Origin of the sequence: Hymenobacter glacialis (genome assembly GCF_001816165.1) — a bacterium.
Taxonomy (GTDB): domain Bacteria; phylum Bacteroidota; class Bacteroidia; order Cytophagales; family Hymenobacteraceae; genus Hymenobacter; species Hymenobacter glacialis.
Window position 1 is genome coordinate 101,477 of sequence record NZ_MDZC01000057.1, and the last position, 21,461, is coordinate 122,937.

A 21,461-nucleotide genomic window follows, 5' to 3' on the forward strand; every position below is an offset into this window, starting at 1 on the left:
GCATGTTCTCTCCCTCATTTTACCGCGTGGCGGCTGGTCTCGTGCTTGGGCTCCTGGTGCTGGGCCGTGGGCCGGTAGCGGCGCAACAATCGGCGGCTGCCCGCTACCTCTACTGGGAAGCCGACCCTGATTCGCTGCGGCAGGTGCTCAGCGGCCAGCAGGCCGACACGGCCCGCCTGCGCACGCTCATGCACCTAGCCGATGTAGCCCCCACAGCCACTTACTGGACCGCGGCAAAACCTACTCATGTGGAGGTGATGGCGGAAGCCGCCCGGCTCAGTAAACGGTTCCGTCGCCCCGAGCAGTGCGCCTACCGGTTGCTGGTGAGCGGCAACCGACTCCTCCAAGCCAACACCGTGGCTCCCGCGCTCGACAGCCTGCGGGCAGCCGTGGCGGCCTTTGACCGGCTAGGCCGGCCCATACCCACGCTGCTGGGAGCCCTCCGCGCTCCCTATGCCACGCTGAATCAGCCCGAGGCCCAGGCGCGCTACTTCCGCACGAAGCTGGCGTATTATCAGCAGCGCGGGGCCACCGAAAACATCGCCCCGTGTCTCCTCGCCCTCAGCGGCCACTATTTGAGCCAAGGCGACTACAACCAGTCTCTAAGCTACACCCTGCAAGAGGTCGCCCTCTATCGCTCCTTTCATCGATTGGCATACTACACGCAGCTGGCGGCGGTCGGCAGCCGCTATGCTGACTGGGGCAACACCGCCAAAGCCCTGCACTACCTCCAGCCAGCGGTGGCCGGTTTGCGCCAACGCGGTGGTGACCCCTTTCTACCTTACATATCCATGGCCAAAGTGTATGTTCGGCGGCATGACTACCCGGCCGCCTTGCGGACCCTCGACCAAGCGCTTCTGTCGTCCTCTAAACGGAACGTTACCCCCCCGGGCACCAAGAAAGCCAATGTCTTTGTGCTTCGCAGTGCGGTACTGCTGGCTCAGGGCCACCCGAAAGAAGCCTATCCGTTGCTGGTTGCCGCCCAGCACCTGGCCGACTCGCTGCAGCTGCGTCTCGGCAGCTTCCTAGAGTTGGATGCGACGTGGGCACGGTACTACGTGGCCCAGGGCGACGCGGCCCGGGCCGAAATGTTCTGGCTGGCGGCCTACCACAAGGCCCGGCAATTCCACAGCACGCCCCTGCAACTGGCGTACCTGCGGGAGCTGACCCGCTTTTACCAGCCGCGCCAGCCCGCAAAGGCGGCCCCCTATGCCGTGGTGGCCATGGCGTTGGCCGACTCGCTCGACACTAGGGAAGGGGCCTTGCACGTGGCCCGCTATGAAATCGAGCAAGCCGACCGCGCCCAGACTTCGCGCATTGCCGGCCTGCGCCAGGCCCAGCAGCAGGACGTGGCCCGGGCCCGGCGCCAGCGCTGGGTGCTCGGGGGCGTGCTCGTGGTGCTGGCGCTCATTGGCGGGTTCGCGTTTTTGCTGTGGCGCAGCAACCAACTCAAGCAGCGGGCCAACGCCCTGCTCAGCCAGCAGAAAGCCGAAATCCAGGCCCAGCGCGACCAAACGGCGCAGGCCCTCACCGAGCTGCGCGCCACGCAGGCCCAGCTGATTCAAAAGGAGAAGATGGCCAGCCTGGGCGAACTCACGGCCGGCATCGCCCACGAAATCCAGAACCCGCTCAACTTCGTCAACAACTTCTCGGAAGTGAGCGCCGAGCTGGTGGAGGAGCTGCAGGAGGCCCTGGCGGCCCGCGATACGGCCGAGGCCACCGCGTTGGCGACCGACGTGGCCCAGAACCTGACCAAAATCACCGAGCACGGGCGGCGGGCGGCGGCCATCGTCAAGGGCATGCTCGAGCACAGCCGCACCAGCGCCGGCGAGCGGGCCCCCACCGACCTCAACGCCCTGTGCCAGGAGTACCTGCGCCTGACCTACCAAGGGCTGCGGGCCAAGGACAAAAGCTTCAACGCGACGCTGGAAACCAAGCTCGCGGCCGACTTGCCGTTGGTCGACGCCGTGGGGTCCGACCTGGGCCGGGTCTTGCTCAATCTGTTTGGCAACGCCTTCTACGCCGTGCGCCAGCGCCAGCTGGCCGGCGAGCCCGGCTACGCGCCGGTAGTGGGCGTGCACACCCGGCGGGTGGGCGGCGGCGTTGAGATTCGGGTGACGGACAATGGCGCGGGCGTGCCGGACGATATCAAGGCCAAAATCTTTCAGCCCTTTTTCACCACCAAGCCCCCGGGGCAGGGCACCGGCCTGGGCCTCTCGCTCAGCCACGACATTGTGACCAAGGGCCACGGCGGCGCGCTTGCCGTGGAAAGCCACGAGGGCCAGGGCACCGCTTTTTCCCTGATGCTACCCAGCGCCTCCGCGCTTTAGCCAAGAGCGGGTTACGAGCCGGAAAACGGCGGCTAAAATAACGGGAGCCGTGCTGTTTTGCGTCTCCATGTTAGATTCGCTGAACTACGGCTGCTGTGGCTGTTTAGTGTTGCGATTGTGATGCGTTGCGGTGTGCTGCATGACCATTCTTTTGCCCATTTAAAATCCTTGATGCCCGATTCTGTACTCGTTCATTCTCCTGCCACGCTTTCTAACCTGGGCTGTGGCTTTGATGTGCTGGGCCTGGCTCTGGCCGCCCCCTACGACACGATTCGCGTCACCCGCGCTGCCGAGCCGGGCGTGCGCATCCGGCACCTCGACTCCTACAGTCTGCCCACCGAACCTGCCCGCAACGTGGCCGGGATGGCCCTGCTGGCTCTGCTAAAAGAAGTGCCCGAGCCGGTTGGGTTCGATGTAGAAATTACCAAAGGCATCAAGCCGGGCAGCGGCGTGGGCAGCAGTGCCGCCAGCGCGGCGGGCGTGGTGGTAGGCGCCAATGCCCTGCTGGGCAACCGGTTTACTAACCTGCAGCTGGTGGATTTTGCCATGGCGGGCGAGGTGGTGGCGTGCGGGGCCCGGCACGCCGACAACATTGCCCCGGCCATATTCGGTGGCTTCACGGTGGTGCGGGCCTTGGAGCCCGCCCTGGATATTTTGGCGCTGCCCGCCCCACCGCTGTGGGTAGCCGTGGTACACCCCCAAATTGAGGTGAAAACCAGCGACTCGCGCAAGGTGCTGCCCACCGAAGTGCCCCTGGGCCTGGCCGTGCGCCAATGGGCCAACGTGGCCGGGCTGGTGGCCGGCTTCCTCACCGCCGATTACGCCCTGATTGGGCGTTCACTTGATGACTACATCGTGGAGCCGGCGCGGCTGGCCCTTATTCCAGGGCTGGCGGAGGCGCGAAAGCGGGCCTTGGCCGCCGGGGCCATCGGCGGGGGCATTTCGGGCTCGGGGCCATCGATATTTATGCTGAACGAAACCGAGACCGTTGCACAGGCGGTAGGGGAGGCCTTGGGCAGCGTATTCGCAGAGATGGGCATTGAATTTAACGTGTATGTGGGGTCGGTGGGCGCCGCGGGTGCGCGGGTGGTTTCGGTAGATTAAAGAAAATACAAGTAGAACGTCATGCTGAGCGCAGCAAAAGAACGTCATGCTGAGCGCAGTTGAAGCATCTCTACTGCGCAAGTAATCATGTTTACTACAGCAGTAGAGATGCTTCGGCAAGCTCAGCATGACGTTCTTTTGCTCCCTGCTCCCTGCTCCCTGCTCCCTGCTCCCTGCTCCCTGCTCCCTGCCAATGAAATACTATAGCCTCCGCCACCAGTCGCCGCCGGTTGACTTTCGTACGGCCACCATCACCGGGCAGGCACCGGATGGCGGGCTCTATTTCCCCGAAACTATTCCGAAGCTGCCGGCGGGCCTGCTGCGCGAAATGCGCAGCCTGAGCAAAGCCACGGTGGCGGTGAACGTGATGCGTCCCTACGTAGGCAATACCATTCCCGACAGCGACCTGCAGCGCATCTGCGCTGAGGCCGTGGATTTTGACTTTCCGCTGGTGCCGGTGCAGGAGGGCGTGTCGGCGCTGGAGCTGTTTCATGGGCCTACGCTGGCGTTTAAGGACGTGGGGGCGCGGTTTATGAGCCGGGCGCTGGGCTACTTCGCCCAGCGCGGCGACACCCCGCCCGTGACGGTGCTGGTGGCCACGTCCGGCGACACGGGCGGGGCCGTGGCCAGCGGTTTTTTGGGCGTGCCGGGGGTGGAAGTGGTGATACTTTACCCCAAGGGTAAGGTGAGCCCCGTGCAGGAGCAGCAGCTCACCACCCTGGGCCAAAACATCACAGCGCTGGAAGTGAGCGGCACTTTCGACGATTGCCAGGCCCTGGTGAAGCAGGCGTTCCAGGACCCCGAGCTGGCGCGGCGGCGCTTTTTGACTTCGGCCAATTCCATCAACGTGGCCCGGTGGCTGCCGCAGCAGCTCTACTACTGCTTTGCCTGGCAGCAGTGGCCTGCCGGCGCGCCCGCGCCGGTGGTGGCGGTGCCGAGCGGCAACTTCGGCAACCTGTGCGCCGGGCTGCTGGTGCAGGCTTCGGGATTGCCGCTGGGGCATTTTATTGCGGCCTGCAACGCCAATGAGCCAGTGCCCGCTTATCTGCGCACCGGCACTTTCGCGCCCCGGCCGGCGGTGCCCACTTTCTCCAACGCCATGGACGTGGGCAACCCCAGCAACTTTGCGCGCATTCTGGAGCTGTTTGGGCACAACGTGAGCAAGCTGCGGGCCGCCCTGAGCGCCGATACCGTGAGCGACGCCGATACCGTGGCCGCCATCCGGCAGGCGTGGACGGAGCACGGCTACCTGCTGGACCCCCACGGCGCCGTGGCGTACGCGGCTTTGCGGCGCTACCAAACGGCGCATTCGGGCGCGGCCGGGTTGCTTTTGGCTACGGCGCACCCGGTCAAGTTTCCCGCGGTGGTGGAGCCCATCATTGGCCAGGCCATTCCACTGCCGCCCGCGGTGCAACACCTGCAAAACCGGCCCAAACGAAGTGTGCCCTTGGCGGTTGATTACGAACAACTCCGAGCCCACCTTCTGCTTTAGGAACGCGCCGGGCCGTGTTCCGGCTTTCTGCACTAGTATGTCACACCTTCTCTTGAAAAATTGGTTTTACCTGTTCGCGCTGCTACTGCTGGCCTCCGCCTGCCGGCCAGACCAAATCGAACACCTCAAAGACTCAAAGCGCATCGGCATCGAAACGGCCAATTGGGAGGTGAAGCGCATCATGCCCAAGGACTTGCTGAAGGCCGCGCGCTGGGCCGGCGACTCCCTCACGGCCACCGCCGACACCCTGCTGCGGCAAACCATGGCGCGCGAGCTGGCCGCTGGCGGGGTGGCCCAGGCCGTTGGGTTTTGCCGCCCCGAAACCTACCGCCTGGTCGATTCGCTGGCCAGCGTGATGAAAGCCACGGCCCGGCGCGTGAGTGCGCGGCCCCGTAATGTCGCCCAGCAGGCCACGCTCACGGCCGCCGCCATGCGCACCGACACCACCCGCACCATTACCCGGGAGTCGCAGGAGGTGTTTTTCTACCAGCGGCCCATTGTGCTGAACAACGCGCTGTGCCTGCGCTGCCACGGCAGAGTGGGCACCGACATTGCCGCCGCCGACTACGCCCTTATCAAAAAGCAATTTCCGCAGGACCAGGCCACGGGCTACCGCCTGGGCCAGCAAATGGGCGCGTGGCAGCTCAGCCAGCGCCGCGATGGCGTGGCGGAGTTCTGGACGATGAAAACGCGCAAGAAGTGGAAAGAGCGCAAGATGCCCAAGCTGTTTTAGGGCGGCGGCGGCGGCTGCCCGTTTTCCTGCGTAAGGCAGGGTAGCGGCTGGCACTTTGCCGGTGGCAATGGCCGTTGTTTTTCTGATTTAGGCAACATTCCCACCTGGGCCGGGTTTCTGGTGCCAGCATTTTCTTCATGAGCTCTTCAAAACCCATTATTATCATTGGCGCGGGCATGGCCGGCCTGGCCTGTGCCACGTGGCTGCACCGCGCCGGCCGGCCGGTGGTTGTGCTGGAAGCGGCCGACGCCGTGGGCGGCCGCGTGCGCACCGACGTCACCGCCGACGGCTTCCGGCTCGACCGGGGCTTCCAGGTGCTGCTTACCAACTACCCCGAGGCGCGGCGCATTTTCGATTACGGGGCGTTGAATCTAAAGGCATTTCGTTCCGGTGCCGTCATTCGGCTGGCCGATGGCTCTGATACCACCCTGCAAAACCCGTTGCAGCGCCCCACGGCCGCTTTTTCGGCCCTCACATCGGCCATTGGGTCGCTGCCCGACAAGCTGCGCATTCTCAGTCTGGTGCGCCACGTGCTCAAGCATACGCCCGAGGAACTGTTGGCCCGTCCCGCCACCGACACGCTCTCTTTTCTGCGGCGCTACGGCTGGAGCGAGCAGATGATTAACAACTTTTTCAGGCCGTTTTTTGGGGGCGTGTTTCTTGACCGCAGGTTGACCACTGCCAGCAATTTCTTCGAGTTCGTGTTTCAGCAGTTCGTGACCGGCGAGGCGGCCATTCCCACGCTGGGTATGCAGCAGCTGCCCGAGCAGCTGGCCGCCCGGCTCCCTGCCGGCGCGGTGCACCTCAACAGTCCCGTGGCCGGCATCGACGGCACGCGGGTGCGCCTCACTTCCGGGCAGGTACTGGAGGGTGCGGCCGTGGTGCTGGCCACCGACGGCCTGGCCGGCCTGCGCCTGCTGGCCGGCCGCAGCGGCAACGCCGACGAGAGCCTCGCTTCCCAGGCCGGGAGCTTCCCCACGGCGGCCCGCATCACCACCTGCACGTATTTTGCCACTCCAGGCGGCCACTCGCCCGGCCGCAACGACAAGCTTCTGCGCCTGAATGCCACGCCCGGCGCCCTGGCGCACAACGTGAGCTTCCCGGCCGATGTGAGCGGGGCGTATGCACCGGCCGGCCGGGCCCTCGTTTCGGTGAGCACCCACGGCGAGCGCAGCCTCTCAGAAGCCGAGCTCACGGCCGGGGTGCACGAGGAGTTGGTGGCGTGGTTTGGCCCGGCAGCCCGGCAGTGGCAGCACTTGCGTAGCTACCGGATTCCGGCTGCCCTGCCCCTCTACCTGGCCGGCCAGCCCGCCCGGCAGCCGCTCAAGCTGACAGAGGACCTGTACCGCTGCGGCGACTGGGCCGCGTATCCCTCCCTAAATGCCGCCCTCGCCACAGGGCGCGAAGTAGCCGAAGCATTGCTGCGTAGCTAGCGAAGCTCGACCATGACAAGGCACTATGCAGGTGCGCCTACACTTCGGGATTGGCCTGGCCCAGGGTATTATACCCCAGCGTCACGGCGGGTTCCTGCAGGGGCAGGCGGTTGTCATCGTCCACGTCTTTCACGCGTAGTGTGAGCAGGCCGGCCAGCACCATGGAAGCGCCGCCCAAGGCAATGGTGTGCAGGGTATTGCCCTGGAAAAAATGCATGGTGAAATAGCCCAGGATGGTGGCCGCCACAATCTGCGGAATCACAATGAAGAAGTTGAACACGCCCATGTAGTAGCCCATGCGGTTGGCGGGCAGCGAGCCGGCCAGAATGGCGTAGGGCATGGACAGGATGCTGGCCCAGGCAATGCCCACCATGGCCATCGACACGATGATGAAGTCAGGGTTGGTGATGAGCTGGAGGGAGAGCAGGCCCAGGCCGCCAATGAGCAGGCAGAGCATGTGGGTTTTGCGCCGGCTGGTGCGCGCGGCAATCATCGGAATGAGGAAGGCAAACAGCGCGGCCACGCCGTTGCGCACCGACGACGTGAGGCTGAGCCAGTCGGCGCCGTCGTTGAACTCCTGCTTCACGCGCTGCAGCGTGGCCTGCTCGGCGGGCGTGGGGCTGCCGTTGGTAGCGTAGTAGTTGGCGAGGTTGACGGTGAGAATTTTGTTGGGGTTTTCGGACTGAAACTGCTTGATTTCCTGGGTGTCCTGTTGCAGCGACTTCAGCTCTTTCTGCTCTTTCTCGGTGGCTGGCTGCTGGGCGCGATTGTCAATGAAGCCACTTATTTTGGTGAAGAAGGCCGTGTCGACCTTCATGTTGTAGATGTTGCTGGTGACGGCGTTGGTGGAATAAATCCACATTGAAAACAGCGCAAACCACGTGAAAAACTGCACCAGTGCCAGCTGGCGCATGGCGGTGGGCATGGAGAAAATGCCCATAAAAGACTCCTTAATGCCCTGCCCAATGCTCACCTCCGCGTTTTCACGCCGAAACTCCTCCATGTTTTCGGGTGGGGTTTCGGTGCTGGTAAACACGGTGTACATCACGGCCAGCAGGAAGGCGCCGGCGCCGAAATAGAACGACCACTTCACCGAAGGCGGGATTTCGCCGCTGGCGGCGGTATTGCTCAGGTGAAACCAGTTGGTAAACACCCACGGCAGCAGCGCCGCAATCACCGAGCCCACCCCAATGAAAAAGCTCTGCATGGCAAAGCCGGTCGTGCGCTGCTCGCTGGATAGCTTGTCGCCCACAAACGCCCGGAAGGGCTCCATGCTGATGTTGATGCTGGCGTCGAGAATCCAGAGCATGCTGCCGGCCATCCACAGCACCGACGAATTGGGCATGATGATGAGCGCCAGGGTGGCGAGCACGGCCCCAATGAGGAAATACGGCCGCCGCCGCCCCCAGTACGGGTGCCAGGTGCGGTCCGAAAAATAGCCGATGATGGGCTGCACCACCAGGCCCGTGAGCGGGGCGGCAATCCAGAGAATGGGAATGTCGTCCTTGTTGGCCCCCAGGGTTTCAAAAATGCGGCTTATGTTGTTGTTCTGCAGCTCAAAGCCGAATTGAATGCCCATGAACCCGAAGCTCATGTTCCAGATTTGCCAGAAGCTGAGGCGGGGTTTCTGCTGGGTGCTGGCCGAGGAAACGGCGGTGGATGCAGCCATTTAAGAGAAAAAGGAAAAGGTGAAGGCCGCGCGGCCCCGGAATATGGGGGCAGCACGGCCTTCAAACTTACTAATTTCGGACCGGACTCCGGTAACGCTACCGGGGCTTAATCTCGAAAATATAGGCCGAATTCGGTTCCAGGGTCAGGTTGAGCGCATTGCGTGGCTCGCCGCTGTTTAGCAGGTCGGTGTAGGTGTAAACCCGGGACGCGCTCAGACCCATGGCCCGCATGGCCGCGGCCGGTATGGTGATGACGGGCCGGTAGGTTTTGTCGGCGCTGAAGTTGACCACCACCAGCACCTGCTGGGCCGCGGTGTGGCGCAGGTAGGCGTAGAGGTGGCGCTGGTTGTACTCCTTGCCCAGGTTGTTGGCGTCCTGCAGCTCGTAGAACCGGCCCTTGCGAATGGCCTCGCTGCTGCCGGCCACGTTCAGCAGGCGCGTGTAGAAGTCGCGCAGGTCCTTTTGCTCCGGGCTGAGCCTGGCCCCGTCAAATTTGCCCTGGTTCAGCCACTTCTGGTGCTCGGGCACGCCCCAGTAGTCGAAAATGGTGGTGCGGCCGTCTGCGCCGCTGAAGCCTTCGGCCCCGTTGGCGGGCTCGCCCACTTCCTGGCCCGAATACAGCATCACGGGGCCGCTGGCCAGGGTGGCCGTCACGGTCATGGCCGGAATGGCGCGGCGCGGGTCGGTGGCAAAGTCCTTGGAAGCAATGCGCTGCTCGTCGTGGTTCTCCAGGAAGCGCAGCATTTTCGAGGAAAAGCCGTTGCTCTCCTCTTTCCAGACCTTGGTGATGTCCTCGGTGGTGCCCTGCTGCTGCATCAGCTTCTTCAGGTTGTCGTAGAGGCCCACTTTGTCGTAGAGGAAGTCGAATTCGCCCTTGGTGAGGTAGGCGTTGTATTCCTTAGGATTGTAGGCTTCGGCAATGAAAATAATGTCGGGATTAACCTTTTTCACCTCCGGAATCACGTAGGCCCAGAACTCCAGCGGCACCATCTCGGCCATGTCGCAGCGGAAACCGTCCACGTTTTTGCCGGCCCAGTACACCAGGATGTCGCGCATCTTTTTCCAGGTGTCGGGCACGGGCGCAAAGGCGGTTTTACGGCCGTTCTGGTAGTCCACGCCGTAGTTCAGCTTCACGGTTTCAAACCAGTCGTTGATGCTGGGCGCGGCCGAAAACACGTCGTTGCCGGTGGCTTTGGCGGGTACTTCAAAGAACTTGCCGTCCTCGCGCGGGCCTTTCAGCGGGCCCAGCGGGTTGTAGCCGGCGGGTACCGTAAAGCTTTTGCCGGGCAGGTAGTAGAAGTTGTTGTTCGGCGCGAAGGCCTTGGTTTTATCATCCAGAGTGCCCAGGTCCACCACGCCCAGCGGCTTGGCATCGGACCGGTAGGAGCGGGCCACGTGGTTCGGAATAAAGTCCATGAGCACCTTCAGTCCTTTTGCGTGGGTGCGCTTGATGAGGGCCTCGTACTCCGACATGCGGTTTTTTACCACCACGGCCAGGTCCGGTGCCACGTCGTAGTAGTCCCGAATGGCGTATGGCGAGCCCGCGCGGCCTTTCACCACGTCGGCGTCGTCGGCCGGAATGCCCTGGCTGGAGTAGTCCGTCATGGTGGCGTGCTCAATCACGCCGGTGTACCACACGTGGCTCACGCCCATCTTCTTGATTTCGTCGAGGGCCTTTTGGGTAATGTCGTTGAACTTGCCGCAGCCGTTTTCGGAAATCGAGCCGTAGGGCTTGTTGAGGGCCACTTTGTTGCCAAACAGGCGGGGCATCAACTGATATATAATCAGCTTGTTATCCTTCGGGACTTCGGTAGTTGTGTTGGGGTCGGTAGCAGTCTGAGCCACGGCAGTAGTTGCAGGCAAAAGGTAAGACGCCAGCACGAGGGTTCCGGCAGCAATGAAGAGATGTGTACGCATAAGGGCCGTAAGATAACGGGTTTGTCCCTTGGTAAAGCACCAATAACCCGGAATTGTGGCCGGGCAAGGGCTTGGTTATGGCCAGCTTCGCCCGGCAATAGTGCTACCACTCCTGCGTGAGGGGGTGCAGCATGAGCTCATCTATTACCACGTGGGACGGGGCCTCAAGCACGTAGCGTACGGCCTGGGCCACGTCGGAAGGGCGCAGGTGGGTCTTTTCGGCCTCCGGGCTGCCCGGGGTGGTGTCGTTGAAATACGTGTCGACCAGGCCCGGGTAAATGGTGCTCACTTTCACGCCGTGCGGGCGCACTTCTTTGCGCAGGCTGGCCAGCACGGCGTCCTGAGCAAATTTGCTGGCGCCGTAAGCCGTGCCGTGGGCAAACGTGCGCTTGGCCACGTCGGAAGTAATGCCCACGATGTGGCCTTTTTTCTGGGCTTTGAAGTGGGGCACCACCGCCTTGCACATGAGAAAGGTGCCCTTTACGTTGGTGTCGAAGATGCGGTCCCACTCCGAGGCGGTGAAGTGTTCCAGCTCATTGAACGAGCCTACGCCGGCGTTGCACACCAGAATGTCGAGCCGGCCGTAGTGCAGCAGCGTGCTTTCCACCACCTGCTGCGCGTCAGTTTCCAGGGATACGTCGGCTATCAGGCTCAGCCCTTTGGTCTTGTGGGTGAGCTCGGTTAGTTCTTCTTCGCTGCGGGCCACGGCCACCACTTTGGCGCCTTGCAGGGCCAGGAGCAGGGCCACGGCCCGGCCAATGCCGCGGCTGGCGCCGGTTACGATGGCAACGTGGTCGGTGAGGTCGGTCATTCGTTCAGGTTTTTTTAGCCCGCAGAGGGCGCAGAGGGTTGCGCGGAAGTCGCAGAGGGTTCTTCTAAGCCGTTTACTTTTCGGAAAATACCGTTTTTGATGTATGGTACATTGAAGTTGATGAGAAGGCCTAGCTTGTGGCCCGAAAGCTTCAGGTACGTGAGCAATTGCATGTGATGTACTTCGAGCAGAACCTCAACGGACTTTAACTCAACCACTACTTTTTGCTCTACCACTAAGTCCATACGAAAGCCATTTTCCAGTGTCAGGCCGTCGTACACTACGGGTAGCGCCACCTGTGTCTGCACCTGTAGCCCCAGTTTGCGCAGTTCATGGCACAGCAAGGTTTCATACACCGATTCCAGCAGCCCCGGTCCCAAAGCCACATGAATGGTGTAGGCCGCTTTCCTCACTAGGAAAGAAATATCGTTCTCGTGCTTCTGCGTCATCTGCGTAAACCTCTGCGCCCTCTGCGGGCTAAAATCCAAAAGAACAATTATTTCCGCAATTCCACCACCCAGGCCGTCCGCCCCGGAATCTTCAGCTTCCGAAGGTCCGCAAGGGCCGCACCCGAAGTCACCTCCACGCCCGAGGTGAAGCCGTTCAGCCGCTCCGCAAACCGCGTCAGGTCCACTGCTTTCTCGTCTTTGCCCGAGTTCATCATCACCATCACCGTACCGGCGTCGGAGTACCGGAAGTAGGTGTACACCCCCGCATCCGGAATAAACTGCATGAGCTTGCCGCTGTGCAGCACGGGGTGCGTGCGGCGGTAGGTGGCCAGGGTGCTCACGTAGCGAAAAGCCTCCTGCTCCTGGGCGTTGCGGCCGGCGGCCACAAACAGGTTTTTCTTATCGCCGGGCCAGCCGCCGGGGAAGTCCTCGCGCACCTTGCCGTCGGGGTCGCTGAAGTTCTTCATCAGCACCTCGGTGCCGTAGTAGAGCTGTGGAATGCCGCGGCACGTCAGCAACCAGGCCAGGCCCATCTTGTATTTCTGGAAATCTTCGCCGATTACCGAATAGTAGCGGCTCAGGTCGTGGTTGTCGAGAAACAGCACGTTGCGCATGGGGTCCTGGTACATCCAGTCGGCCTGCAGCGTGTAGTAGAGCTTGTTGATGCCTTCGGTCCAGCCCGCGTCCTTGGTCAGGGCCTCGTTGAGGGCGTAGTAGAGCTGGAAATCCGTGACGCCGGGCAGGTTGGACTTGAAGCCCTGTACCTCCGGGAAAATGTTCTGCGCAAAGTAGGCCTGCTGGGCCGTGCCCTGCACCCACGTTTCACCAAACATGCCCAGCCTGGGGTACTCCGCCTGAATGGCCGCGCCCCACTGCATCAAAAAGTTGCGCTCCGAATATGCATACGTATCAATGCGGTAGCCGTCGAGCCCCGTGTTCTCCACCCACCACAGGAAGTTCTGAATGAGGTACGTGGCCACCAGCGGGTTGCTCTGGTTCAGGTCGGGCATGTGCAGGTCAAACCATCCGTCGCCGAACAGCTTCCGGTCCTGCGTGGCGGCGTAGGGGTCGTTGAAGGCCGCGTCGCGGAAGTTGCTGCGCGTGTAGCCCGGCCACTGGTGGAACCAGTCCCGGGCCGGCCGGTCCCGAAACAGGTAGTTCTGCGAGCCCATGTGGTTGAGCACCACGTCGTGAACCACTTTCAGGCCCTTGGCATGAGCATTCTTCACAAAGCCCACGTACTCGGCATTGGTCCCGTAGCGCGGGTCCACGGCGTAGTAGTCGGTGAGGGCGTAGCCGTGGTAGCTGGCTTTGGGCTGGTTGTTTTCCACCACCGGCGTGGGCCAGATGGCCGTCACGCCCAGCTCTTTGAGGTAGTCAAAATGCTGCTCAATGCCCTTAAGGTCGCCGCCGTGGCGGGCGTACATCGAGTCGCGGGCCACATGTCCCACAAAAGTGCCCTTCACCACGTCATTCTTCGGGTCGCCGTTGGCAAACCGGTCGGGCATGAGCAGGTACACGAAGTCGGCGCTGGTCACGCCCTGGGTGCGGTTGGGGTCGGTGTTGCGGGCCCGTAGCTCGTACTCGTATTTCGCCTTTTTACCTCCCTGAAACTGCAGGGTGAGCTTGCCCGGCTTGGCCGTAGGGGCAATGGTCAGGTTCACCAGCAGGTAGTTGGGGCTTTCCATCTTCTGCACGCCGTCCAGCGTCACGCCATCGTAGTTCAGCGTTACGGTGCTGCTCCCAATGCCCGGGCCGTGCACCAGCAGCTGCAGCTTGGGGTTTTTCATGCCCACCCACCAAAAGGTGGGGTCGATGCGGCTGATGGCGGCAGGCTTTGCCACGGCCTCGGCGGCGGTGGGCGGCGCGGCGTCGGCCGTGGTGGCCACGCCCGGGGCGAACAGGGTACCCGCCAGCAGCGGCAAAAAACGGAGAATTTTCATAGGTAAGCGAAGCAACGTGGGCAAAGAACCGGCAAGGTACCCTTGCTTCATGTGGCATCCAATATCCCGCGCGTGGCTTCGGCGCACCGCCCATATGGCCATTCCCCAACTGCAAAAAGCCCCGCTACTTACGCAGCGGGGCTTTTTCTAAAAATAAAATGGGGCGCAAGGCCAGCCAGCCTTTACTGCAGGTAGGCCAGGCACCTTAGGTGGTCGGGCCGTTGTCGACCTGGGCTTCCACCGCCTGCTGCACGCTGGTGGGCAAAGCTGAAAGCACGTCGAGGCCGGTGGCAGCCTCAATGGCATCGACGCTGGTGCGATACTGGCCCCAGTTGCTGGTCAGCCCCTGCTGATTGGGCGTGTCGATGGCGATGATGCGGGTAGCAGTCGACACCCGGCTCACATCGTTGTTGCCGACGGGCAGCACCACGATAACCTTCCACACGCGTGCCGGTACCTGGATGCGGCCTTGGTCAATGGTTTCGAAGTAGCCGGCCGAACCAGTGCCGCCGCGGCCGTAAACGCCCATGATGATGTAGAGCTCGTTACCCTGGTCCATGAGCGTGCGGGAGTAGTTTTCCAGCGCCGCCCAGGTGATTTGGTTGTTGCTGGGCGCCTGGGGAATCATGTTGGTCATCAGGAACGTGGCCGAGTTGTCGGCCACGGTGCTGGTGCGGTCCGCGGAGGGGCAGTTGTGGCCACGGTCGAAGCCGGAGCCACTGTAGCTGGTGCCCTGCACCTGGTACCAGCCGGCGGGCAGGGTGTTGTCGGCCCTGAAGTCATCCTGGCGGGCGGCGGTGCCACGCCAGCTGGCATCCAGGTGCCAGCTCACCCAGGTAGGAGTGCCCCGGTCGCGGTGGTAGCTCAGCGCATACTGCGGCTTATCGAGCAGGTAGTTGGTAGTCATGCTAATGTTGGCCGCCGCCCCGCTGGGGTTACCCATGGTCAGGTGCTGGTTGTCGCCAGCCACAGGTGGTGGCGTCGTGGTTCCGCCGTATTGCTCCACCGTGATGTTATCGAAGTTGAGGCGGTTGGTGCCACCCGAGGTCTTGCGGATTTGCAGCCGTACCGTGCCGGTCAGGTTCACGTTGATGGAGGCCGTGCTAAGCGCGGTGCTGCTGGTAGTGATGGTGACGCCCTTCTTGATAAAGGTGCCGCCATTCTGGCTGGCCCACAGCTCCCACTGCGACGAGGCATCGGAACCGTACAGGGCGTGTTGCACCGTCACGACGCCCGCGCCGGTGGTCAGGTCGAAGTTGGTGGCCAGCGAACCGGTGTTGCGCACCCGCGCCGACTGCGTGCCGGTTTTGCGGTCGGAGGTGGTGTTGCCAATCAGGGCATCGTTCAGGGTCCAGGAGCCCGAGCCCAGGGTCACGCTGCCGGTGGTATAGGCGGTTTTGGTGCCGGTTTCAAATCCCTCGGGGAACCCGGCAGCAGCAATTTGCTGGGCTACAGGAGCCACCGTTGGAATCTCTGGCGTGTACTCCGATTTGGAGCAGCCGGCAAATAGTACTGCACCCAGCAGCGGAGCTACCAGGTAGCGGGCGGAAAATGACATTCGCATACGTTTCAACTAAGTTTGGTGATGGTTTAGAACGACACAAAGCTAACGCCATTAGCTAGTTGTGTAACTAGTGTTCAGATTATAAGATTGTGTCATTTTGGTTATTCAAGTACGTGAGAAGCAGTGATATTTATATGGTTTATTTAATAAATAATGTTCATTGAAAATGCCTGGTTATTAAGCTGCCGCAGCGCCCGGTAAGCCGTTGACCGGATACAAGCCTGCAACGTTTGCACATCGCCGTATGCCCCGGAGGAACACAGGTGTCAGAAAAGCCTGGCCAATGATGCACGTGGCCGAAGAAGGACCCCGCCCAACGCCGACGCTTGCCCAACAATCACAGTATTCTTTGCTTTACTTAACCGATTACTTCGGACCTTTCGGTTTCGTCAGCCTGTGGTTTAGGTGGCGTGCGTACTTCTCAAAACCAATATTTTTTAAAGCGCTGGCCGTAGCCGGCGCGTTGCATACCTATGGCTTTTACCTTTAAACCTTACGCGCCCGCTGCCAAATTCAAGACGGCGGCCGCGTATTTCTCCATGGAGTTTGGCATCGACCAGGCCCTGAAAACCTACTCCGGCGGCCTGGGCTTCCTGGCCGGCTCGCACATGCGCTCCGCCTACGAGCTCAAGCAAAACCTCGTCGGCATCAGCATTCTGTGGAGCTTCGGCTACTACGACCAGGGCCGCAACCCCAACCAGACCATGCACGCCGAATTCCGTCGGAAGCACTACTCCTTTCTGGAAGATACCGGCCTGGTGTTCCCCATCACCATTCACGGCGCCGACGTGTTTGTGAAGGCGCTGTACCTGGCCCCGGAGGTGTTTGGCACGGTGCCCATGTTTTTCCTCACCACCGACATTGCCGAGAACGACCACCTCTCGCGCACCATCTCGCACCACCTCTACGACCCGGACGCTGCCGCCCGCGTGGCCCAAAGCATTCTGCTGGGCGTGGGCGGCGGGCGCCTGCTCGACCTGCTGGGCCGCAAAACCGACGTGTACCACCTCAACGAGGGCCACGGCTTGCCGCTGGCGTTCTACCTCTACGAAAAGCACGGCCGCGACCTGGCCGAGGTGCAAAAGCGCCTCGTGTTCACCACGCACACCCCCGAGCTGGCCGGCAACGAGGAGCGCCCCATGAAGCTGCTCACCGACATGAGCTTTTTCGGCGAAGTGCCCGAGGAGGAAGTGCGCCGCGTGGCCCGCATCGAGCACGATGCGCTTAACTACACCCTCACCGCCCTGCGCTTTGCCCGCAAGGCCAACGCCGTGAGCAAGGTGCACGGCCTCGTGAGCCTCGACATGTGGGGCCACTACGAGGGCATTTGCCCCATCATCCCCATCACCAACAGCCAGAACGGCGCCTACTGGCGCGACCCGCAGCTGGCCGCCGCCCTCAAAAGCAAGGACGACGCTGCCCTGCTGGCCCGCAAGCAGGAGCTGAAAAAAGACCTGTTCAAAATAGTAGCCGACCAGACCGGCAACATCTTCGACCCCGAAGTGCTGACCGTGGTGTGGGCCCGCCGTTTTGCTGGCTATAAGCGCGCCGACCTCATCCTGCGTCACTTCGACCGCTTTGTGCAGCTGGCTACCGATTCCAAGCGGCCCATTCAGATGATTTGGGCCGGCAAGCCGTATCCGAAGGACTTCGGCGCCGTGGATTTGTTCAATGAAATCATCAAGCGCACGGCCCATTTGAAAAACTGCGCCGTGCTCACCGGCTACGAGCTGGGCCTGTCGGCCGCCATGAAAAAAGGCTCCGACATCTGGCTGAACACGCCCCGCTTCCCGCGCGAAGCCAGCGGCACCAGCGGCATGACCGCCGCCATGAACGCCAGCGTCAACCTGAGCATTGCCGACGGCTGGATTCCCGAGTTCTGCCGCGACGGCGAAAACGGCTTCCTCATCCCGCATTCTGACGAGCACCTGCCCGAAAATGTGAAAGACGACCAGGAGGCCACCGCCCTGCTCGACGTGCTCGAAAACACCGTGGTGCCCATGTACTACGACCAGCCCAAGCAGTTCCTGAAAGTGGTGAAAACCGCCATGAAGGACGTAGAGCCCGAGTTTGAGTCGGGCCGCATGGCCAAGGAGTACTACGAGCTGCTGTATAAGTAAACACTCGCAATACTGAGGTAAAAACCGGTCATGCTGAGCGCAGCGAAGCATCTTTTCACGTTTGAAATCGTTGAGGAATAGCAATTATTTCTCATCGCCGGCGAACGTGAAAAGATGCTTCGCTGCGCTCAGCATGACAGTTCTATGTGTGGCCGTTATACCTTCATCGCTCCAGCGCCTGCCGTGGAGCAGCGTTTCGACGCCCGCTTTGCGGAGCCGGCCCCCACTAACTACAACGCCGCGCCCTCCCAGCGCCTGCCTATCATCACCAACGCTACGCCCGGCCAGATTCAGCTGCTGAGTTGGGGCCTGGTGCCCAGCTGGAGCAAAGACCCTACCGCCGGCCCCAAGCCCATCAACGCCCGCGCTGAGACGCTGGCCGAGAAACCCTCGTTTCGGCAGCTGCTGGGACGACGGCGCTGCCTGGTGCTGGCCGATAGTTTCTACGAGTGGCAGGCCACGCCCGCCGGCAAGGTGCCGCACCGCATTCTGCTGCGCGACGAGCAGCCCTTTGCCTTCGCCGGCCTCTGGGACGAGTGGCTGGACCGCAGCACCGGGGAGCTGCACCCCACTTTCACCATCATCACCACCGAGCCCAACGCGCTGATGGCCAGTATTCACAACCGCATGCCCGTCATTCTGCCCACCCGCAGCGCTGAGCAAGCTTGGCTCGACGATGGCCTGGGCCCGGCCGCGCACCAGCAGCTGCTGGTGCCCTACAGCGCAGCCGCCATGCGGGAGTACGTCATCAGCAAGCGCGTGAATTCGCCAGCCCACAACGATGCCGACGTGCTAACGCCTGCGGCTTAATGAAGAGTGAAGAATGAAGGATGAGGAATTGCAGACCAGAAATGCCTCATCCTTCATTCCTCACTCTTCATTAAGCCGCAGGCGTTTACTTTGCCCGCATGAATTGGCGTAATCCCTGGCTGCTCCTGCTTCTCATCCTCGTGCTGTCCTCCGCAGTGCAGCTCGACCTGCCCTGGTGGAGCATGGCCGTGGTGGCATTTGCCATTGGGTTCGGCCTGGCGCCCTCAGCCTGGGCGGCCTTTGGGGCGGGGTTTGGCGGCACCGGCCTGAGTTGGCTGATTCCCGCCGCCTGGCTTTCGCACCAAAACGACAACCTGCTAGCGGGGCGCGTGGCTCAGCTGCTGCCGCTGGGGGGCTCGGCCGTGGCCCTGCTGCTGCTCACGGGCGTGCTGGCAGGCCTGGTGGGTGGGCTGGCGGCGCTGGCGGGCACGTGGCTACGCCAAGCGGTGCGTCCGGCGCAACAGGCTGTAAGTTAGCGCTTATGCGTCAGCTTGTTTTATTGCTTTACCTGTTGCAGTACCCACTCACTGATGCTTTCCAGTGCCTCCGATGACACCATGGTCTGCTCGTAGGCGGGCGCCTGAAAGGCGTGGTTCACACCGTCCAGCTTCAGCGTTTTCACGCGCTTGTTGCCTTTGAGGCCTTTTTCGAGCAGGGGCAGGTTGAGGGCGCTGGGTACTTGCTTGTCGGCCGTGCCGTGGAGCAGCAGCGTGGGGCAGCTCACTTTCTGAAGCTCGGGCTGGGGGTTGAAAACCAGCAGCGAGCGATACCAGGGGCTGGTTAGCTGCCCGGCCCGAATATGGGCCGTGGCGGGGGCCAGATTCGGGTAAATCTGCTTCAGCATATTGGCCACAATGGCCTGGGCCTGGGAGTTGTCCGGCGTTTGCCGGATGATTTCGAGCATGGCGTACTGGCGCTTGTACAAAGCGTCGCTGCGCTGCTTGGCCAAGGCCTCCAGGTGATATTGCTGCCGGGCCAGCTGGGCCTGGGCTGCCGGCGGCGACAAACCAACCGTCAGTTGTCTGGCGCGGTCCATCACTTGCATTTCGCGGAGCGACCACGCCGCCTGCGCGGTATCGGCCTCACCGGCCTGGTTTACCAGCGAGGTTTGCCGGGCCAGCAGCTCCTGGCCGTTTACGCCCGCCGCACCCAGTGCCACCAAAAATGCCGGAGCGGGCGCTTGCGTAGCAGCTACCAAGGCAATGTTGGCGCCCGCGCCGTGGCCCAGTATGCCCACCTGCATGGGGTCAATGCCGGAATGCGTGCGCAGGAATAGCAACCCTGATTGCGCATCGGCTACCAGCTCGGCGTTGGAGCTGGCTACTGGCAGGGCCATCGAGCGGCCCTGGCCGCGGCTGTCCAGGGTGAGCACCGCCATGCCCTGGCGCGTGAGGTAGTCGGCAAGTTCGTCGAGCAGGTTATGGCCGGCGTTGGCCGGGCTGGCCGTGCTCTCGTCTGAGAGTAGCATCACTGCCGGAAAGGGCCCTTGCCCCATGGGCATGCGCAGGCTGCCACCCAAGCCCGCTGCAACGGGGAGGCTGTTGGTGCTGGTGACTTGCACGTCTTCGGTCATGTACACAGACGTTCCTCTTGCTTCGGCGGCTTTGCGGCTTTTGGGCGACGCAGGCGAGGCGGCCCGCTCTTCTGAGGCTTGCACCCGCGCCAGCACCAACGTGGTGCGGAAACCGGGCTGCTGCCACTGGCCGCGCAACCGCTTGCCGTCGGCCAGCGGCTGGGCCACGAAGCGGTAGCCAGCATTATCGGCATAAAACACCACGCTGTCGGCGCTGCGTACCACACGCAAGGCAATGTTGTCGAGCTGTGGCTCGGCGGCGTGCAGCACCGCTGCCGTAGTGCCGTTGGCATACTGGTTGATGGTAATGGACACCGCCTGCCGGCCCCCCGGCAACGTCAGTGGGCCAGTCCAGGTACCCGTCAGGCGGGCCTGCTCGATGGTGCTTGCCTTGGCTGCGCCAGTCAGGCTGAGGCCAAAAAATGTCAGGGCACTGAATGCTAGAAGGAGTCGGGATAGATTCATAGTAGTGGTCTGGCCAGGCAACGTAACGCACGATGGCAACTTTCGCAGAAGCACTTTCATGCTGTCATCCAAAAGTATAAAGAAATGCATGTAAAATAATAAGATTTACTGTTGAATATGTGCTGGCTTCGTTAAGGCAGGTTTATTTAAAATAGGAATAGTTATACGTTGCGTTTGTTCCTTTCCCTTTTGAAGCGGATGAGGTCGGAGGCGTCCTAAATGCAGCCGAGGAGTAAGGACATAAAAAAAACTCCCCACGTGTTGCTGCTTCAAGCAGAACCGTGGGGAGGCGATGTTTCGGTGCCGTAAAACGCGCCGCAGCCAGCCAGAGGCTGGCCGCGGCGCCGGGCGCGAGCGGAGGCTATTTGTAGGTATACCAGTCCAGCACTTCTAGGCCTTTGGCGTTGTCCTCGGCTTCCACTACTTCGTCGAGGACGTACTGGATTTCTGCTTCTGACCAGCCTTCGTCTTCGGCGGCGGCCACCCACAAGTCGAGGGCGGCGTAACGATTGGTGCCGGGCGGGAGCGTCCAGCGCACTTTCTTGCGGATGTTCATAAAGGGGAAGTTGATAAAGTCGGCAATCGGGCTAGCGGGAACTGTCGGGCCGTTTGAGCACCGTGACGACCACCGGCACCACCCCGGCCTCGATGATATCGAGCTGCACGGCGGCGCGGCGCGACACGTCCACGATGTAGCCTTTGGTGTGCGGGCCGCGGTCGGTCACGGTCACGTCCACGAAGCGGCCGTTGCGGGTGTTGGTCACGCGAATGAGGGTGCCGAAGGGCAGCGTGAGGTGGGCGGCCGTCATTTCGTTGGGCCGGTAGATGGTGCCGCTGGCCGTGGCCGGCCGGCAAATTTGTTGGCGTAGTACGAGCCCAGGCCCTTCTGGGTGTAGGCACCGCGCGGAGCAGCGGGGCTCGTCGCAGGGCTTTTGGTAGCGCTGCGTGTGCTGCCGCACGAAGCCAGGAAACCCAGCACCAGCAGTGGCAGCAGGCGGAACCCCCACCGGTAAAGCTGTAAAAAACGGGTATTCACGAAGTCCTGCA

At 62.1% G+C, this 21,461-nt stretch carries 17 protein-coding genes; 8 read left to right on the top strand and 9 right to left on the bottom strand.

What is annotated here, in order from left to right; genetic code table 11:
• Nucleotides 1-2: 2 nt before the first annotated feature.
• The 5 genes from BEN48_RS19700 to BEN48_RS08325 all read left to right on the top strand — a co-directional run bounded on the left by BEN48_RS19700 (nucleotide 3) and on the right by BEN48_RS08325 (nucleotide 7,092).
• Nucleotides 3-2,330, top strand: a complete 2,328-nt coding sequence (locus BEN48_RS19700) for an ATP-binding protein (RefSeq protein ID WP_070734121.1) — start codon at nucleotides 3-5, stop codon at nucleotides 2,328-2,330.
• Nucleotides 2,331-2,501: 171 nt separating this feature from the next.
• Nucleotides 2,502-3,434, top strand: coding sequence for a homoserine kinase (locus BEN48_RS08310; protein WP_070734122.1), 933 nt, complete (start codon nucleotides 2,502-2,504; stop codon nucleotides 3,432-3,434).
• Between the two features lie 193 nt (nucleotides 3,435-3,627).
• The gene (gene thrC / locus BEN48_RS08315; RefSeq protein ID WP_070734123.1) at nucleotides 3,628-4,926 is read left to right on the top strand and encodes a threonine synthase; all 1,299 of its coding nucleotides are present in this window, start codon (nucleotides 3,628-3,630) and stop codon (nucleotides 4,924-4,926) included.
• A 37-nt stretch (nucleotides 4,927-4,963) separates the two neighbouring features.
• Complete coding sequence (locus tag BEN48_RS08320) at nucleotides 4,964-5,659, top strand: c-type heme family protein (protein WP_083320890.1); 696 nt, start codon at nucleotides 4,964-4,966, stop codon at nucleotides 5,657-5,659.
• Nucleotides 5,660-5,796: 137 nt separating this feature from the next.
• Nucleotides 5,797-7,092, top strand: coding sequence for a protoporphyrinogen/coproporphyrinogen oxidase (locus tag BEN48_RS08325; RefSeq protein ID WP_070734125.1), 1,296 nt, complete (start codon nucleotides 5,797-5,799; stop codon nucleotides 7,090-7,092).
• Between the two features lie 37 nt (nucleotides 7,093-7,129).
• Here the strand turns inward: BEN48_RS08325 and BEN48_RS08330 are convergent, their stop codons facing one another.
• The 6 genes from BEN48_RS08330 to BEN48_RS19705 form a co-directional block, all read right to left on the bottom strand.
• A complete protein-coding gene (locus BEN48_RS08330) occupies nucleotides 7,130-8,761 on the bottom strand; it encodes an MFS transporter (protein ID WP_070734126.1) in 1,632 nt (543 codons plus the stop codon).
• Between the two features lie 97 nt (nucleotides 8,762-8,858).
• Nucleotides 8,859-10,679 (bottom strand): alpha-amylase family glycosyl hydrolase, encoded by a 1,821-nt coding sequence (locus tag BEN48_RS08335; RefSeq protein ID WP_083320891.1) that lies wholly within the window; start codon nucleotides 10,677-10,679, stop codon nucleotides 8,859-8,861.
• 103 nt (nucleotides 10,680-10,782) lie between these two features.
• Nucleotides 10,783-11,490, bottom strand: coding sequence for an SDR family oxidoreductase (locus BEN48_RS08340; protein ID WP_070734128.1), 708 nt, complete (start codon nucleotides 11,488-11,490; stop codon nucleotides 10,783-10,785).
• A 14-nt stretch (nucleotides 11,491-11,504) separates the two neighbouring features.
• Entirely contained in the window at nucleotides 11,505-11,939 is a 435-nt protein-coding gene (locus BEN48_RS08345; RefSeq protein ID WP_070734233.1) for a GxxExxY protein, read from the bottom strand.
• Nucleotides 11,940-11,986: 47 nt separating this feature from the next.
• Complete coding sequence (locus tag BEN48_RS08350) at nucleotides 11,987-13,882, bottom strand: glycoside hydrolase family 13 protein (protein WP_083320892.1); 1,896 nt, start codon at nucleotides 13,880-13,882, stop codon at nucleotides 11,987-11,989.
• 205 nt (nucleotides 13,883-14,087) lie between these two features.
• The gene (locus BEN48_RS19705) at nucleotides 14,088-15,440 is read right to left on the bottom strand and encodes a DNA/RNA non-specific endonuclease (protein ID WP_070734129.1); all 1,353 of its coding nucleotides are present in this window, start codon (nucleotides 15,438-15,440) and stop codon (nucleotides 14,088-14,090) included.
• A 479-nt stretch (nucleotides 15,441-15,919) separates the two neighbouring features.
• Here BEN48_RS19705 and glgP point away from each other — a divergent pair, with 479 nt between their 5' ends.
• From glgP to BEN48_RS08370, 3 genes are all read left to right on the top strand, one after another.
• Nucleotides 15,920-17,566, top strand: a complete 1,647-nt coding sequence (gene glgP, locus BEN48_RS08360) for an alpha-glucan family phosphorylase (protein ID WP_070734130.1) — start codon at nucleotides 15,920-15,922, stop codon at nucleotides 17,564-17,566.
• Between the two features lie 144 nt (nucleotides 17,567-17,710).
• Nucleotides 17,711-18,376: an SOS response-associated peptidase gene (locus BEN48_RS08365; RefSeq protein WP_070734131.1), complete on the top strand. Its 666-nt coding sequence runs from the start codon at nucleotides 17,711-17,713 to the stop codon at nucleotides 18,374-18,376.
• 98 nt (nucleotides 18,377-18,474) lie between these two features.
• Nucleotides 18,475-18,852: a hypothetical protein gene (locus tag BEN48_RS08370; RefSeq protein ID WP_070734132.1), complete on the top strand. Its 378-nt coding sequence runs from the start codon at nucleotides 18,475-18,477 to the stop codon at nucleotides 18,850-18,852.
• 20 nt (nucleotides 18,853-18,872) lie between these two features.
• On the opposite strand, the gene BEN48_RS08375 is transcribed toward BEN48_RS08370, so the two are convergent.
• The 3 genes from BEN48_RS08375 to BEN48_RS18105 form a co-directional block, all read right to left on the bottom strand.
• On the bottom strand, nucleotides 18,873-20,414 hold the full coding sequence (locus BEN48_RS08375) for an alpha/beta hydrolase family protein (RefSeq protein WP_158010130.1): 1,542 nt from the start codon (nucleotides 20,412-20,414) through the stop codon (nucleotides 18,873-18,875).
• 361 nt (nucleotides 20,415-20,775) lie between these two features.
• Complete coding sequence (locus BEN48_RS08380) at nucleotides 20,776-20,970, bottom strand: hypothetical protein (RefSeq protein WP_070734134.1); 195 nt, start codon at nucleotides 20,968-20,970, stop codon at nucleotides 20,776-20,778.
• Between the two features lie 31 nt (nucleotides 20,971-21,001).
• Nucleotides 21,002-21,373 (bottom strand): septal ring lytic transglycosylase RlpA family protein, encoded by a 372-nt coding sequence (locus BEN48_RS18105; RefSeq protein ID WP_241502216.1) that lies wholly within the window; start codon nucleotides 21,371-21,373, stop codon nucleotides 21,002-21,004.
• Between the last annotated feature and the right edge of the window lie 88 nt (nucleotides 21,374-21,461).

Bases quoted from the DNA above. Each gene is read 5' to 3' on its own strand.
- BEN48_RS08320 (WP_083320890.1), top strand. From the start codon at position 4,964: ATGTCACACCTTCTCTTGAAAAATTGGTTTTACCTGTTCGCGCTGCTA.
- BEN48_RS19700 (WP_070734121.1), top strand. From the start codon at position 3: ATGTTCTCTCCCTCATTTTACCGCGTGGCGGCTGGTCTCGTGCTTGGG.
- BEN48_RS08330 (WP_070734126.1), bottom strand. From the start codon at position 8,761: ATGGCTGCATCCACCGCCGTTTCCTCGGCCAGCACCCAGCAGAAACCC.
- BEN48_RS08380 (WP_070734134.1), bottom strand. From the start codon at position 20,970: ATGAACATCCGCAAGAAAGTGCGCTGGACGCTCCCGCCCGGCACCAAT.
- BEN48_RS08375 (WP_158010130.1), bottom strand. From the start codon at position 20,414: ATGAATCTATCCCGACTCCTTCTAGCATTCAGTGCCCTGACATTTTTT.
- glgP (WP_070734130.1), top strand. From the start codon at position 15,920: ATGGCTTTTACCTTTAAACCTTACGCGCCCGCTGCCAAATTCAAGACG.
- BEN48_RS08365 (WP_070734131.1), top strand. From the start codon at position 17,711: ATGTGTGGCCGTTATACCTTCATCGCTCCAGCGCCTGCCGTGGAGCAG.
- BEN48_RS08340 (WP_070734128.1), bottom strand. From the start codon at position 11,490: ATGACCGACCTCACCGACCACGTTGCCATCGTAACCGGCGCCAGCCGC.
- BEN48_RS19705 (WP_070734129.1), bottom strand. From the start codon at position 15,440: ATGTCATTTTCCGCCCGCTACCTGGTAGCTCCGCTGCTGGGTGCAGTA.
- thrC (WP_070734123.1), top strand. From the start codon at position 3,628: ATGAAATACTATAGCCTCCGCCACCAGTCGCCGCCGGTTGACTTTCGT.
- BEN48_RS08370 (WP_070734132.1), top strand. From the start codon at position 18,475: ATGAATTGGCGTAATCCCTGGCTGCTCCTGCTTCTCATCCTCGTGCTG.
- BEN48_RS08310 (WP_070734122.1), top strand. From the start codon at position 2,502: ATGCCCGATTCTGTACTCGTTCATTCTCCTGCCACGCTTTCTAACCTG.
- BEN48_RS08335 (WP_083320891.1), bottom strand. From the start codon at position 10,679: ATGCGTACACATCTCTTCATTGCTGCCGGAACCCTCGTGCTGGCGTCT.
- BEN48_RS08345 (WP_070734233.1), bottom strand. From the start codon at position 11,939: ATGACGCAGAAGCACGAGAACGATATTTCTTTCCTAGTGAGGAAAGCG.
- BEN48_RS08350 (WP_083320892.1), bottom strand. From the start codon at position 13,882: ATGAAAATTCTCCGTTTTTTGCCGCTGCTGGCGGGTACCCTGTTCGCC.
- BEN48_RS08325 (WP_070734125.1), top strand. From the start codon at position 5,797: ATGAGCTCTTCAAAACCCATTATTATCATTGGCGCGGGCATGGCCGGC.